The sequence below is a fragment of the Bacteroidales bacterium genome (genome assembly GCA_021648725.1).
GTDB lineage: Bacteria > Bacteroidota > Bacteroidia > Bacteroidales > JAADGE01 > JAADGE01.
The window spans coordinates 80,447-96,972 of sequence record JAKISF010000005.1 but is presented as its reverse complement, the minus strand read 5'-3'; the positions used below and the strand labels follow the sequence as shown (position 1 = coordinate 96,972).

7 protein-coding genes are annotated in these 16,526 nt (G+C 33.7%); 5 read left to right on the top strand and 2 right to left on the bottom strand.

Translation table 11 applies throughout. The features are described from left to right. The first annotated feature begins 28 nt into the window (after nt 1–28). From L3J35_03260 to L3J35_03240, 5 genes are all read left to right on the top strand, one after another. Entirely contained in the window at nt 29–5,374 is a 5,346-nt protein-coding gene (locus tag L3J35_03260) for a T9SS type A sorting domain-containing protein (GenBank protein ID MCF6365199.1), read from the top strand. 290 nt (nt 5,375–5,664) lie between these two features. Continuing rightward, nucleotides 5,665–8,481 carry an excinuclease ABC subunit UvrA gene (gene uvrA / locus L3J35_03255; GenBank protein MCF6365198.1) on the top strand — a complete coding sequence of 939 codons (2,817 nt, stop codon included), beginning with the start codon at nt 5,665–5,667 and terminating at the stop codon, nt 8,479–8,481. Between the two features lie 71 nt (nt 8,482–8,552). Next, nucleotides 8,553–11,402: a T9SS type A sorting domain-containing protein gene (locus L3J35_03250; protein ID MCF6365197.1), complete on the top strand. Its 2,850-nt coding sequence runs from the start codon at nt 8,553–8,555 to the stop codon at nt 11,400–11,402. A 125-nt stretch (nt 11,403–11,527) separates the two neighbouring features. Continuing rightward, nucleotides 11,528–13,123 (top strand): hypothetical protein, encoded by a 1,596-nt coding sequence (locus L3J35_03245; protein MCF6365196.1) that lies wholly within the window; start codon nt 11,528–11,530, stop codon nt 13,121–13,123. Nucleotides 13,124–13,222: 99 nt separating this feature from the next. After that, nucleotides 13,223–14,683, top strand: coding sequence for a TrkH family potassium uptake protein (locus L3J35_03240; GenBank protein ID MCF6365195.1), 1,461 nt, complete (start codon nt 13,223–13,225; stop codon nt 14,681–14,683). Nucleotides 14,684–14,685: 2 nt separating this feature from the next. Here the strand turns inward: L3J35_03240 and L3J35_03235 are convergent, their stop codons facing one another. Together L3J35_03235 and L3J35_03230 are read right to left on the bottom strand one after the other, a co-directional pair. Beyond that, nucleotides 14,686–15,216 (bottom strand): hypothetical protein, encoded by a 531-nt coding sequence (locus L3J35_03235; GenBank protein MCF6365194.1) that lies wholly within the window; start codon nt 15,214–15,216, stop codon nt 14,686–14,688. A 41-nt stretch (nt 15,217–15,257) separates the two neighbouring features. Continuing rightward, the gene (locus L3J35_03230; GenBank protein ID MCF6365193.1) at nt 15,258–16,508 is read right to left on the bottom strand and encodes a competence/damage-inducible protein A; all 1,251 of its coding nucleotides are present in this window, start codon (nt 16,506–16,508) and stop codon (nt 15,258–15,260) included. Nucleotides 16,509–16,526 lie beyond the last annotated feature (18 nt).

Here is a 16,526-nt window from a genome sequence, read left to right as displayed (position 1 = left end):
TATATTTTTAAAATCTTAAAAAAATATTATGAAAACTTTCAAAAAAATATTCTTATTTGCAGGAATATTATTTATGACTAACGGGACAGTAAAATCTCAAATTACGGGTCCCGGAGGCACTTTTAACACTTTCTCCGAAGTCGTTTCTTATTTACAAGGAGTTTCGTCATTTACCCAAGACGTAATATATGAGGTTATGCCGGGAACATACAACGAACAAATTGTTATGCCCTATTTGCCTGCAAATACAAGTTTTAAAATAATTTTTCAAAAAAAATTGGGAGAAACAGGTGAAGTATTTGTAATATATGCTCCTTCCGGCTCAGACGGAAATTATGTCATAAAAATTGAAGGTGCTCATTATCAGTTTGAAAATATCCATTTTCAAAATACTTCAAGTGAAACCGAAAATAAAGGAACAGTTCTGACATTTTTAAACACAAGTAACTATAATGATGATAATTGGTTTAAAAACTGTAAATTTACCGGGCTTACATTAAGTAATTCTTCAAATTTCTATGCTCAAAATTTTTCCGTAATCGGATATTCAGATAATTATTATATAAGTAATACACAATTTGAAAATGATACTATTGTCGGAGGTTCAAACGGTATTTACCTTGAACATTTTGCAATAAGATCTTATAATATAGGAATTAAAAATTGCATTATCAAAGATTTTACAAGCACCGGAATATTTATGAATAATATGGGAAGTGTTATTATATCCGGAAATAAAATTATTACCTCATCAGGAGATAATTTAAATATGGTCAGCGGAATAGTTTTAATGTCAATTGACGGCACATTTACCGTAAAAACCAATAAAATAGATTTATCTTCTCAGACATATAAAACTTGTATTGATATTTCGGATATAAATACAACAACTTCCTGTTCTGTCTTAAATAATATGCTTACTATTCGCGGAGCAGGAACATCATATCAATCAACAGGAATTTCATTAGGAGCATACATTGATTTATTAAGTCCTGACATTTTATATAACAGTATTCATGTACAAGACGGCAATAACCTAAGTGCTGCAGTTTCTATTGATCCTAGTGCTTCCGGCATTAGGTCCTTTAATAATTTGTTTATTAATACCGGATTAGGAAATGCCTTAATACTCGATAATCAAACTCAATTACAATCATCAGGTAACAATGTTTACTATACTCCTTCAAAAAACAATACAATTGATATGTTAGGTTACACTTCATTACATGATTGGCAATTTATTGATATTCAAAACATATTTGAAGCAAGTTCTTTCTATGCCTTTCCTGTTTTTGTCGCCCCCGATGATTTACATATTCTTTCGCAAGAATATACTGTTGTAGAAAGCAGAGCCGACCCAAATTGGAACGGATCTGTAAATTATATTGATTTTGACGGAAACGCAAGAGATAACAGTTTCCCCGACATCGGTGCCGACGAAGGAATGTTCTCATTATTATGGGTAGGAGATATCTTGGATAATACCTTTTGGCACGGAGATTTATTTGTTAAAGATACAGTAACGGTTTATTATTTCCCGCTATTTAAATCAGGTAATTTAACAATCTTACCAAATACAAAAATAAAATTTCTGACCGACGCAAAATTAATTGTTGCCGGTACAATTAATGCAACAGGAACAAAAGATGCGTTAATTACGTTTACGGCTGCCGACACCCTGCAATCTTGGGCGGGTATAGACCATGTGACAAACGAAATTTCTTATTATAAGTTTTGCAAATTTGAATATTCCTCAACAGATTTGGGTGGAGTTTTTAATTTTTCTAATAGCAGCAATACAAAAATAGAACATTCAGCTTTTTATAAAAATACGGCAACACAATACGGCGGTGCAATATACAGCTTCGACTCTTATCCGACAATAAATGCAAATATGTTTTATAAAAACTCAGCAACTGAAGGCGGAGCAATATATCATACCGGTATTGAACCTGCAATTTTAAACAATATTTTTTACGATAATTCTGCCGTAAATTCCGGAGGTGCTGTTGTAATTAATAATACTTCATCTGCGGGGCGTATTTATAACAATACCTTTTATAAAAATGTTGCCGGAAATACACAGGGGAATGATTTGTATCTGAACAATACAAATGTACCGATAACAAATTGTATATTTTGGAATGATGAAATAAATAACAGGGTGTATGAAATTAACGGTCTCGGAAATTCAATTAATAATTGTATTATTAAAGGCGGTGCTGCGGGTACAAATTTAAGCAGCCCGACATTAATCCCTTGTACCGATCCCGGATTTACCGCCCCTTTGAATCTGAATTTTTCGCTTCAACCTAATTCCGATGCAATTAATACGGGCACATATTATACAAATGCAGAATTTGATTTGGATTTTACCGGTGAAAACAGAATTTATGAATATAGTTTCGGGGGACAAATAGATATAGGAGCTTATGAACTTCAAGCTCCCAAACTTGTTGCCGATGCAGGTGCTGATATATCCGCTTGCAACAGTATCCAATATCCGATTTTTCCTGATCCGTTCCCATATTTCGGAAATTTAACAACAAACTCTCCCGGTGTTACTATAAGCGGAATTGATTATTTTGTTGAAGTACATAATATACCTCCGGGAACAACCGAATTCTATTGGACAGTTACAAACGGAATCGTTTCAGATACAGATACATTATTGATAACTAATATACAACCCTATGTAAACGCCGGTGAGGATATTTTTATGATTAATCCGGATATTAATAATAATATTTATCCCGATACAATATTCAATGCAAATCCTTTGCAGGGAATACAAACAGGAAATTGGTCTCAACTTTCCGGAAATCCAATAACAATAAGCAACTCATCAATAAATAATCCTGTTGTATCAGATATAACATACGGTCAGCATTTGTTTAAATGGACAATAAATGATAACGGATGTTTTAACAGCGACAGTATAATGTTGATTGCCGGTCACAGTTTTGTATCGGTTCCCGATGACGGAATATTAGATTGGAATAATCCTGCCGACTGGGATGTAAACAGTATCCCCGGATCCGCCGATTCGGTTACTGTTTTCAATTGTACGGCAAATGTCAATATCCCGGATGCAAAATGCGACAGGTTAATTGTCGGAAACGGAGGAAATTTAAATTTTGAAGGAACAGCAAAAGTTCCCGTAAATTTCTCTTGCAGAACAATTTTTATCGAACAAAATGCAAAAAAATTTAAAGATATAAAGGGAACAGCAAATATACATATCGGAGCTAATTCAACGGTAAATATCGGAAGCGGGTACTTATCGAAGTCAATGTCAACAAGCGGCTCCGGATTATTTATTGACGGAGGCGGCTCCGTATTCGTTAATACAAATATTGCAAAAGCCGGCGAAGCTACACTTAATATCGGAAACGGAAGCATAATTTTCATTGAACAAAATGCTGAAAAAGGTGTCGGAGATGCAGGGTTTCATATTGGAGACGGCGGATTTGTATTTATGGAACAAAATGCAGAAAAAAATAAAAACACTGTTAAAAGTGCAGGAAATTCCGATTTTTATGTAGGAACCGGAGGTTATGTATTTATGGAACAAAATGCTGAAAAAGGAACGGGAGGATTTTTGCATCTTTCACCCGGCAGAACAATGTTTGTAGAACAGAGTATTGTTAAATCCGAAACAGGAGGAGCTCACATAGGTCTGTACGGAGGAACGATTTTTATAGAACAAAATGCTGAAAAAAATAATAAAAACTCACAAGTTTACGGTTTGTATTTGGGACAAGGCGGAACAATATTTATTGAACAAAATGCAGAAAAAGTTCTTTCAGATCCGATGCTCATAGTTCCTCAAGCTGTAATTAACGGAGGTCAAATAAAAGTCGGAAATGCAACTAAATCTGCAACCGGAATATTTCAATTCAGAAATTTATTTATTGAACAAAATACTGTAAATAACTCTCTTGATACTGCTTTAATTGTCTATCCTTCAGGAACTTTTATTCTTAGTGACTCTTCTTACTTGAACTTACCCGAAATTTATATAGGAAAAGGAAATATAGTTGAATTTGCCGAAGGTACAACAATAAATATGTCCAATACACTTTTAGAGCAAGTAATGCTTAATGTTGACGAAGGAGCATCTTTTATTGACTATAATCCCGGTACGACATATTACGGAAAGCGTTCTCATATTTTTTACGGAGACAAAGAAGAACTTTATTCTCCGATTATTAAAAATTTTGATGTATTTAATTTCTATCAAAATACAGAGATTTCAGATTGGGATGAAGCAACACTTAATTGGATACCTTTAACTGATGCAGATATTTTATACCCCGGCAAAGGATACCTTTTTAATTCGCAAATTTTAGATACTCTTGCATCTTTCTACGGCTATTATAACCAAGGCGATATTAATGTTCCGCTTACAGTTCTTAATGCCGGTAATTTTAATATGCAAGGATGGAATTTCCTCGGCAATCCGTATCCATCATACATAGACCTTGAAAATATAAACATTCCTTTTGAAATTAACAGAAACTTTTATTTTGTAAGTCCCGAAAATCCTGTCGTAAAAATATATCAACAAGGAGGAATAAACATTAACGGAGCCGATCAATTTACAGCACCTTCTGAAGTATTTCTTGTAAAAGCTGATGCTGATGCAAATTTCACATTTTCTAATTATGCCAGAGTTCATTTTCCGCAATCCGGCTCTGTAAAAACTGCAACCGACTATATTAAGTTAAAAGTTGCCGATGCCGGTTTTTCCGATGAAATAGCATTATCTTTCAATACAAATGCAACTGATTATTTTGACGGTCAATATGATGCCGTTAAACTTATGTTATTTGATGTTGTTCGACCTCAATTTTATTCGGCTTTGCAAGACAATACACAGCTTGCAATCAATACATTTGCCGATTTTAACGATTCAAAAACAATTCCGTTGTTTTTTACGACAATGCAAAACGGCAGCTATTCTTTAACTCTTACCGGAATGAACTTTACAAATGGAACATCGGTAACATTAAAAGATTTGAAAAACAATAACACACAAGACTTAATCGCAAACCCTGTTTATAATTTTACCTCTGAAAGCGGAGATAATGCGAACAGATTTGAAATAATATTCGGAAAATCAAGTGCTGTTAAAAACATAACAAACAATGAAAAAATTAAGATATTTACAGACGGAAGAAGAATTTTCGTAAATAATAACTTTGACAATGCATTTATAGAAGTTTATGACATAAACGGACAAATATTGATGCAACAAAATATAACTAAAGGATTAAATACATTTAATTTGAATTTGCCCAATGCTGTTTATTTTGTCAGAATAAGTTCAGGTAAAAATATTTTTAATAAAAAAATAATATTGATAAAATAGACTGAAAAGAACATAAGTTTTAAAGAGTCGATTAATCGACTCTTTTTTATTAAAACCCAAATTATGTATTAGAAGTTTGTTATGAGGTTTGAAAATACAATAAAATATGACATTTTATTATATTAAGCATAGCACCGCTATGCTTAATGTGAAAAATGTAACGAAGTGTTATATTTTGAAGTAGTTTCATACCGTAATAGAATTTCTAATGCATATTTTGGGTTAAATTTAGAATATAATTTTAAAAGATATAACTTTGCCAAATTTCATTTTAAAATGAGCAGTATATAATGGATAAATTCATACAAGTAACAGGTGCAAGAGTTCATAACTTAAAAAATATAGATGTTACTATTCCTCGTAATAAACTTACGGTAATTACAGGTTTAAGCGGCAGCGGTAAATCTTCACTTGCATTTGATACTATTTATGCTGAAGGACAAAGACGTTATATTGAAACTTTCTCAGCTTATGCACGCCAATTTCTCGGAAATCTGGAACGACCCGATGTTGATAAAATTACCGGTTTAAGTCCGGTAATTTCAATTGAACAAAAAACAACAAACAGAAACCCTCGTTCAACTGTCGGAACAATTACCGAAATATATGATTTTCTCAGGCTTTTATATGCTCGTGCAGGAACTGCATATTCATATATTACCGAAGAAAAAATGGTAAAATATACTACCGAACAAATAATTGATTTAATTTTTGAAGAATATAAAGACAAAAAACTGATTATTCTTTCGCCTGTTGTAAAAAGCAGAAAAGGACATTATAGAGAACTTTTTGTAACAATCCGAAAAAAAGGTTTTCTTCAAGCCCGAATTAACGGAAAAATAAGTGAACTAACTCCCGGATTAAAGTTAGACAGATATAAAACACATGAAATTGAAATTGTTATTGACAAACTTAAAGTTGACGAAAAAAACAGAAAACGATTAAAAGAATCTGTTAAAACCGCATTACATCACGGAAAAGGTGTTTTAATGACTTCAGAATACGGAACAAACAACATTCGATATTTCAGTAAAAACTTAATGTGCCCTTCTACCGGTTTATCTTATGACGAACCTGCCCCAAACTCGTTTTCTTTTAATTCTCCGCAAGGTGCTTGCTCACACTGCAAAGGATTAGGACATGTCAATAAAATCGATATCAATAAAATTATTCCTGATGATTCAATCAGCATAAAAAGAGGCGGAATAAAACCTATCGGCGAATATCAAAACACACTAATATTTTGGCAAATTGAAGCAATATTAAAAAAATATAAAGCCGAAATTAAAACTCCGATAAAAAATATTCCCGAAAAAGCTTTACAAAAAATTTTAGGCGGAACTGAAGAAACTTTAAGAATTGAAAACTCGACACTCGGTATTTCTTCAAAAATTGAACTAAGTTTTGACGGTATTTATTATTATTTAGAAAGGCACGCAAACGGAACAAATGCAAATTCACGTAAAATAAAAAATAATTATTTCTCAGAAGAACTATGCCCTGTTTGTAAAGGAAAAAAATTAAAAAAAGAATCACTATGGTTTCGATTTGCAGAAAAAAACATTTCAGAGCTTGCAGAAACAGATATAAACGAGCTATATAAATTCTTTGTAAATATAAATTCTAAACTCTCCGACAAACAAAATATTATTGCAAAAGAAATTATTAAAGAATTACTTACACGATTACATTTCTTATTAGATGTAGGGCTGGGATATCTGAACTTAAACAGAAGCTCGCGAAGTCTTTCCGGCGGCGAAAGCCAAAGAATAAGATTGGCTTCGCAAATAGGCTCAAAACTTGTAAACGTTCTTTATATTTTAGACGAACCCAGCATAGGTTTACACCAAAGAGATAATCACAGGCTAATAAATTCTTTAAAGCAACTTCGAGATACAGGAAATTCGGTTATAGTTGTAGAGCATGACAAAGATATGATGCTTGCTTCGGATTATCTGATAGATATGGGACCGTTTGCAGGAAGACACGGAGGAGAAATATCTGCTGCCGGAACCCCCGGCGAAGTTTTAAAGAGCAATACTCTTACAGCACAATACTTAAACAATAAAAAAGAAATACCGATTCCCGAAAAAAGAAGAAACGGCAAAAAAGAAGAGATAAGATTAAAAGGTGCATCCGGAAACAATTTGAAAAATATCAATGCAGAATTTCCTCTCGGCAAATTTATTTGCGTAACAGGCGTTTCAGGCAGCGGAAAATCAACATTAGTAAATGACACTTTGCATCCCATTTTAAGCAAGCATTTTTACAGATCCCTTAAAACTCCCCTGCCCTATAAATCAATAGCGGGCATTGAACATATCGATAAAGTAATAGAAGTAAATCAATCTCCGATAGGCAGAACCCCGAGAAGCAACCCTGCAACTTACACAAAACTATTCGATGAAATAAGAAAACTCTATGCTCAACTGCCCGAATCTAAAATCAGAGCCTATAAGCTCGGAAGATTTTCATTTAACGTAAAAGGGGGAAGATGCGAAACTTGCCAAGGAGCAGGTTTACGAACAATTGAAATGAATTTTTTACCCGATGTTTATATTCATTGCGAAGATTGCCAAGGAAAAAGATACAACAGAGAAACTTTGGAAGTTAGATATAAAGGCAAATCAATAAGTGATGTTTTAGGTATGACAATAAATACTGCTTTTGAGTTCTTTGAAAAAATTCCAAAAATAAGAAAAACACTAAAAGCTCTGAAAGACGTAGGGCTCGGATATATCACTCTCGGACAATCTTCCGTAACCATTTCGGGCGGTGAAGCACAACGAGTTAAGCTGGCAACCGAACTTGCAAAAAGAGATACCGGCAAAACTTTATATATTTTAGACGAACCCACAACAGGCTTGCACTTCGAAGATATAAAAATGTTACTTAATGTATTAAACAGGCTTGTTGATAAAGGCAATACAGTTATTGTTATCGAACATAATATGGATGTTATAAAAGTTGCAGATTATATTATCGATATCGGGAAAGAAGGCGGAATTAAAGGAGGCGAAATTATTGCGAAAGGAACTCCCGAAGAAATAATAAAAAACAAAAACAGCTATACAGCAAAATTTCTTAAAAATGAATTGATAAAATAAATTATTCTATTTTTTTTTGTAACTTTGGAATCCTTAATTTCTAATTCAATTATTCATTTAAAAATATAATTATGAAACGAAAAATATTACTTTTATTTGCCGTAATGTGGACAACAATCTCTTTCGGGCAAACAGACCTGATAATTACAGGAGTCTATGACGGACCTTTAACCGGGGGAATTCCGAAAGGAATAGAACTATATGTTGCTAACGATATTGCAGATTTAGCATTATATGCAATAGGAAGTGCCAATAATGGCGGCGGAACCGACGGACCGGAATTTACATTGTCAGGAACAGCAACTGCAGGAGATTTCATATATATAGCCTCAGAATCTGTCGAGTTTACAAACTTCTTTGGTTTTGCCCCTAATTTTACTTCAAGTTCAATGGCAATCAATGGTGATGATGCAGTTGAGCTGTTTTTTGATGCCACGGGAGCTTTCACCGGAACAGAAGTTGTCGTTGACCTTTTTGGAGATGCTAATGTTGACGGAACAGGACAAACATGGGAATACATGGACGGTTGGGCATACAGAAACAATGCAACAGGACCGGATCCTATATTTACGGATACAGATTGGTTTTATAGTGGTATTAATGCACTCGACGGAGAAACAACAAATGCTACAGCTGCAACACCGTTTCCTTTAGGAACATATTTAGTTCCGACAAACGACCAAACTTCCACAGTTACAGCTCCGACAACACAAATAGCAGCAGGAACACTATCTTCTGTTAATATTGATTCTGTTCCGGTTATTCAATTTGTAATTACAGATGCTGCAAGTGGTGATGGTTTACCGACAAACGTTACCGGAATTTTCCTTAACGCAGGACCTAATAATACATTAAATTTTAATACCGAAATTTCAGGAGGCGGAGTCTATAATATTACAAACGCTGCAGTTATTACTCTGACAGCCCAACCTACTGTCACGACAAACTCTGTATATCTGCCGGTAGCATTAACTATTCCTGACGGCGGCTCCGTAACTGTCGAAGGTTACGTTTACCTTGACAATACAAATGCTCTTGACGGCAATATTTTGCAGTTTCAGGTTAATGCTGCATCACATGGGTTTACATCTGATTTAAGCGGTTCAAATTTTGAAAATACTTTTGCAGGCGGCGATATTGTAGGAAACAACTTCACAGTAAGTGTTGTTGCTACTCAATTTTCATTCTTGACACAACCAAGCAATGTTATTGTTAATACTGTCATGAACAATGTTGTTATAGGAACAACAGATGCATACGGAAACATCGATGTAGATTTTCCGTCAACACTGATAGAAGTCTTATTTTCAGGAACCGGAATAATGGCTGGAACAAGCGGAGTATCTACAACTAACGGAGTATCCACATATACAGATTTAACTTTTGATACTGAACAAACCGCAGTTTATTTAACTGCTAACGATATAAATACTACAACCGGTTTTGCAGATGTTCTGAGTAGTACATTTGATATTTCAGTTCCTCCTGCAGGAGGCAGCACATGTGCAACTGCTGCTGTTATTACCGCAGGAACACACCAAGCAATACATACTGTTGATAATGATTATGATCAGTGGTATTCATTTGTTGCTACCGTAACAGGAACAGCAACTGTTGAAAATTGTGATTCTGATGTTGACGTATATGTAGCAATCGACAAAGCTACTTGTGGGTCAGGATATGATTTACAGGAAGATGCATGCGGACCATCAGGTTTTTCGGTTAATTTAACATTTAACATTACACAGGGAGAAACCTACTTTATAGGCTTCGGAAACTGGGATCAAGCAACAACCCCGAACTATAGCTGGAGTTTAACAGAATCAGATGTTACTCCGGTAAATTCTATTGCTTTATTGAGAGCAGGAACTGCAGGACTTAAATATGAACTAACAAGCGAAGCTGTTCTTACCTACCAACAATCGTACAGAAATCAAAAATTTATTGAAGATGCAACAGGAGCCATTTTAATTGACGATAATTCCGGAATAATAACAACTGCATATAACCGATATGACGGAATTACAGGAATTACAGGAACATTGTCAGAATATAACGGTATGCTTCAATTTGTGCCTATTGCTGACCCGGGAACAGCAACATCAACAAATAATACCATTACACCGCAAGTTATTACGCTTGCCCAATTCAATTCAAATTTTGAAACATACGAAGCAGAACTGATAAAAGTAGAAAATATTACTTTTACCGATGCCGGAGGAACTTTTGCAAACGGAATTGTTTATTCTGTTTCTGATGCCTCAAAAGCTAATGCAAGTTTCAGAACAAACTTTTATGATGTTGACTACATCGGAGGAACTATACCCGGCAATATAAATGTTACCGGACTTTGCATTGACAAAGGAACAGCCGGAGACGGATATACATTTACGGCAAGAGATTTGGCAGATTTTGAAGTCATACTTGCAACAGATGCAACATTAAGTGACCTAACCGTTGACGGAACTACTGTTACAGGTTTTAGCCCGTCAACTTTAACGTATAATGTTGAACTTGCATACGGAACAACAACTGTTCCTACTGTAGTGGGAACTCCTACTGATGCTAATGCAAATGCTGTTACAACCGATGCATCCGGGCTGCCGGGTTCGTCAACAGTATTGGTTACTGCAGAAGACGGTTCTACGACAGAAACATATACAGTTAATTTTACTGTAGCATCAACAGGCATTAACGAGTTAGACTCAGAAATTTTAATATATCCGAATCCTTCAACCGGTGTATTCAACATTAAAACTGACGGTATTCTTAATATTGAAATATCTGATATTACAGGAAAAGTAATTAATTCAAAAACTATTTCAGGAAATTCGTCAATTCAGATTAATACTCAAGGCGTTTATTTCTTGAAATTCTCAAATGATAAAGGTTCATTTACTCAAAAAGTAATCGTTCAATAGAAATTGAATTAAAATTACATTTAAATTTATTAGGGAGTTGTCTTTTATAAGGCAACTTCCTTTTTATTTTGAGAAATAGTACTCTTATAAAAAAAATGAGTATTTTTATTGTTTAAAATTATTTTATGAAAAAGAGAATCATTTATTACATATCAGTATCATTAGTTATTGTATCTGTTTTATTATTAGCTTTTAAATTTAATTTATTTCTTACAACTTCTGCGGTCAGTATTTCTGAGAAAAGTGAAGATTCAATAACAGTTACTGTTCCTAACGATACAATTCAAATCATTAATCAAACTTACCTCGGAAACAATGAACATAATTTCTACGGAGATTCTGCACCCGCAAAACTTAATATTATTTGGAAAAAACATCTCGGAACAGGAAAAACAAAAGTAGGAAGTGAATATAAAGTATGGGCAGGTGCAGGTTGGACAGGACAACCGTTAATGATTTCCGAAAAAGGTAAAAAATACATCATACAAGGATCATACAGCCATAAAATAAGAAAAATTAATGCCGAAACCGGAGAATTTATTTGGGAATATAAATTTAATGACGTTATAAAAGGAACAGGAAGTATATGGAAAAATGATAATGCTGAAAACATTGAAGATAAGTTTGTTATACTTCAGGGAAGTAGAAGAGGAACTAATAAAACCAACAGTTCTAAAGTTGTTCCGAGCTACAGAGCAATTTCTTATTTCTCAGGCAAAGAACTTTGGCGATACAACAGCAAAAAAACAAGAAGTTACAGCAGAGATGTTGACGGCTCCGCAATAATAATAAATGATACTGCCTATCTCGGTTTAGAAAATGCGAGATTTATTGTATTTGACCCGAATTACAAAAATGCTGACTCAATTGACGGAATTCTGCAACCGCATATTTTTTCAGAACATAAAATTTATAAAGATTCTGACCCGAAACTTCACGGCGGAAACCTTGTTTGCGAAGCATCTGTTACAAAACTTAAAAACAGAGTTTATATTGCAACCGGTGCCGGACACATATACGGCTATAACCTAAAAACAGACAGCATTGATTGGGATTTTTTTACAGGTTCAGATATTGACGGAACTCCTGTAGTTACCGATGACGGTTGTTTGCTTGTAAGCATCGAAAAACAATATATAAAAGGTTCAGGCGGTGTTTTTAAACTCAATCCGGACCTTCCTCCCGACAGTTCTGTTATTTGGTTTTTCCCGACTAAAAACAAAGGGTTTCATACTTGGAAAGGCGGTATTATAGGTTCCGTAACGGTAAATGATTACTACAACAAAAATAATAAATACAAACGAATTGCCGTTTTTACCGCAATTGACGGCAATATGTATATAATTGACCGAGACTCTGTTACAAATGAAACCACACCCGGACCCAACTTAAAACATACATATTTTAAACCGCATTTAATCACAAAATATTATACAGGACCGGCAATAGCAACCCCGATAATTGTTCAAAACAGAATTATTGCTCCGACATACAAAGGTGTATATCTTTTTGAATTTGACGAAGATATGAACCTTAAACTTTTAGACAAATTTGAATCGTCATTTGAAGCAACACCGTTCGTTGATGCAGGAAGAATTTATTTAGCATCTCGAAACGGGTTTTTGTATTGTTTTGGTGATACTGCAAGCTATGTGAAAAAAGAAAACGGGCTTGTCAGAACAGACAGTTTAAAAGTTGATTCTGTTATTAAATTTCAATAATAAAAAGTTGAAATGGAATTAATGAAAAGTTAAAAAAAACATGATTTTTAATTTCTGTATGTATATTTGCACGTTTCAAAAAGGAAATACAGAAAAACAATGAAAAAAGGAAACATTAATTTTAATATAATTTTCAGGGTTTTAGGCTCATTACTTTTCATTGAAGCATTCTTTTTGTTTCTTTCAATGTCGGTTTCTTTATTATATTCCGAAGAAGATACGCTTGCATTTTTAATAACTATAGGCATTGCTGTTTTTACCGGTTTAATTTCAAGACTTTTAACAAAAAAATCAAAAAAAGATATAGGAAAACGCGAAGGTTTTATTATTGTAAGTTTTGTTTGGATTGTTTTTTCGTTTGTCGGTTCACTTCCGTTTATCATAAGCGGATATATTCCTGGTTTAACAAATGCCTTTTTTGAAACGATTTCCGGATTTACCACAACAGGCTCATCAATATTAAATGATATAGAATCTTTACCGCACGGATTATTATTTTGGAGAAGCATAATACAATGGATGGGAGGAATGGGGATAATTGTTCTTTCATTAGCAATACTTCCGATTTTAGGAATAGGCGGAATGCAGTTGTTCACAGCCGAAGTACCGGGACCTGTTCCTGATAAACTACATCCCAGAATAAAAGAAACCGCAAAACGCTTATGGTTAATTTATCTTTTCTTTACAATTGCAGAAACAATATTATTGATGTTCGGCGGAATGGATTTATTTGATGCCGTAAATCACTCTTTTACAACAATGGCAACAGGCGGATATTCAACAAAACAAGCAAGCATTGCATATTGGGATTCGCCTTATATTCACTATGTTATAATTCTTTTTATGTTTATTGCCGGAACTAATTTTACATTAGCATATTTTGGTTTAAAATTCAAATTTAAAAAGATTATACAAAATGAAGAGTTCAGATATTATTTCGGATTTACTTTTTTCTTTGCAATTGTAACTGCTGTTGCTCTATACTTCACAACCGATTTAGGTGCTGAAAATTCATTTAGAGATTCACTTTTTCAAGTTGTTTCATTAATCACCACAACAGGGTATGCTACCGCCGATTACTTAAAATGGATTCCGTTTTTAATTGTTTTTCTGTTTGTTGCAATGTTTTTTGGGGGTTCGGCAGGTTCAACCGGAGGCGGTATAAAGATAATGAGAATTGTTTTACTTATAAAAAACAGCGTTGCCGAATTTAAAAGGTTAATTCATCCGCAAGCAATAATTCCCGTAAGATTTAACCATAATACCGTTAAAGCTCAAATCATTAATAATGTTCTTGCGTTTATTGTATTATATATATTAATATTTGTTGTAGGAACTGTTGTTATGTCAGCATTAGGTTTAGATTTTGATTCGGCTATGGGAGCTGTTATTGCAACTCTCGGAAACATCGGTCCCGGAATAGGCAATGTAGGTCCTGCCGAAAACTTTTCAGCTATTCCTGCAGCAGGCAAGTGGTTTTTATCTTTTTTAATGCTGGTCGGTCGCCTTGAACTGTTTACCGTTCTTATCCTTTTTTCTCCTACTTTTTGGAGAAAATAAAGCTATTTTACCGGACTGTTGAATGAATTAAAGTAATTTTGAATTACAGAAGTTTTATCATTTGATTTTGTAATCACAATTAATTGATATTGAACATGATTAATAATCAGAACTCGATAAAAAACATTTAAATTTTTATCGTCAATTGTAATAAATGCATCAATTGCATTTGTTTTTTTATATTTAATATTGTCTTTATTAACAATTGAACCTCCCACACCGTTTACAAAAGATTCTACTGATGCATTCAAGTAAACTTCATTATCAGACGAAACTGCAGGATTTTTATGCTCCGAAAACTTAAACATAAAAATATCTTCTCCCAAAAAAGATTTGTAAAATTCTGTTTTTAATCCTTTGTTTTCAGAACTTTCTTCAAGTTTATACTCAGAAGGAAAACGAATTGAAAAACTCGGTCTATTTTTTTTTAAAACAAAACCTGTTGATTTTGAATTATCATTTGTCTTTTGAGCATAAATGTTTGATTGAGAGAATACAACTAATGCCAAAATTGAAATTAACAGTTTATTCATAGTTATTTTTTTAAGTAATATACAAATGTATTGAAATTTTATTAATTGAAATAATATCCTGAAATATATTTTCTTAACATATCTAATGCTTTTGAACTTGCAAACCTTACATTAACATCTCTCATTTTACCGAAAGTGTATTTTTTTGATATTATTCCTTCGTCTCCCGCAACTGCAATCCATGTTGTCCCGACCGGTTTATCGGGTGTTCCGCCTCCGGGTCCGGCAATACCGGAAATTGCAACCGCATAATCTGTTTTAAAAGATTCTTTTTGTCCTTTTACCATTGCTTCAACAACTTCTTTGCTTACCGCACCGTACTTTTTAATTAAAACTTCCGGAACATTCAGGAATTTATTTTTTATTTCATTTGAATAGGCAACAATTCCGCCTTTAAAATATTCCGAACTTCCGGGAACGCTCGTAATTAATCTTGCAACATTTCCGGATGTACAACTTTCGGCGACAGACAAAGTTGATTTTCGGTCTTTTAATATTTTTCCTGTTGCATCTTGTAAAAAGTAATCTCCGTATCCGAAAATCGCTTTTCCTATTATTTTTTTTAATTTTTCAATTTCGGCATTAATTATTTTTAAAGCTTTATCTTTTTCTTTACATACCATGCTGAAGCGTAAACGAATTCTTTCGGGAGAAGGCAAGTATGCTAATTTTATTTTCTCGTGAAGATTCTTTTCCCAATCTGATAAAAGCTCGGCAAGCGAAGATTCGGGAATTCCGTATGTTAATACCGTTTTATGAATAACGTTTGAAGTTGTCATCTTCTGCCCTAACAACGGCAGAACTTTTGTTTTTACAAGTTCTTTCATTTCAAAAGGTACAGCGGGTAATGAAATAAAAACTGTATTATTTTTTTCAAACCACATTCCGGGTGCCGTACCGTTTTCATTTCTTATAATTTTACAATTTGCGGGAACTTCTGCTTGCTTTATGTTACGTTCGTTTAAGCTGAAGCCTTTTGATTGCACAAATTCTTTCACATCACTTAATACATCTTTATTTAATTTCAAATCGGTATTAAAATATTCTGTTAAGGTTTCTTTTGTAATATCATCTTCCGTAGGACCGAGACCTCCTGTAATAATTACAAGGTCTGTTTGAGCGGAAATATCATTCAATATTTTTTTTATTTGCAGTTTGTCATCACCGACTGTTGTAATTTGCCTTATTTCAAAACCGACAAGATTCAGTTGTTCTGCAATCCATTGAGAATTTGTGTCGGTAATTTGACCTATTAATATTTCATCGCCTATTGTTATTATATCAGCCTTCATACTTTTTATACATTAAAA

Excerpts from the sequence above, each read along its gene's own strand:
- L3J35_03260 (MCF6365199.1), top strand. The coding sequence starts at position 29 with ATGAAAACTTTCAAAAAAATATTCTTATTTGCAGGAATATTATTTATG.
- uvrA (MCF6365198.1), top strand. The coding sequence starts at position 5,665 with ATGGATAAATTCATACAAGTAACAGGTGCAAGAGTTCATAACTTAAAA.
- L3J35_03250 (MCF6365197.1), top strand. The coding sequence starts at position 8,553 with ATGAAACGAAAAATATTACTTTTATTTGCCGTAATGTGGACAACAATC.
- L3J35_03245 (MCF6365196.1), top strand. The coding sequence starts at position 11,528 with ATGAAAAAGAGAATCATTTATTACATATCAGTATCATTAGTTATTGTA.
- L3J35_03240 (MCF6365195.1), top strand. The coding sequence starts at position 13,223 with ATGAAAAAAGGAAACATTAATTTTAATATAATTTTCAGGGTTTTAGGC.
- L3J35_03235 (MCF6365194.1), bottom strand. The coding sequence starts at position 15,216 with ATGAATAAACTGTTAATTTCAATTTTGGCATTAGTTGTATTCTCTCAA.
- L3J35_03230 (MCF6365193.1), bottom strand. The coding sequence starts at position 16,508 with ATGAAGGCTGATATAATAACAATAGGCGATGAAATATTAATAGGTCAA.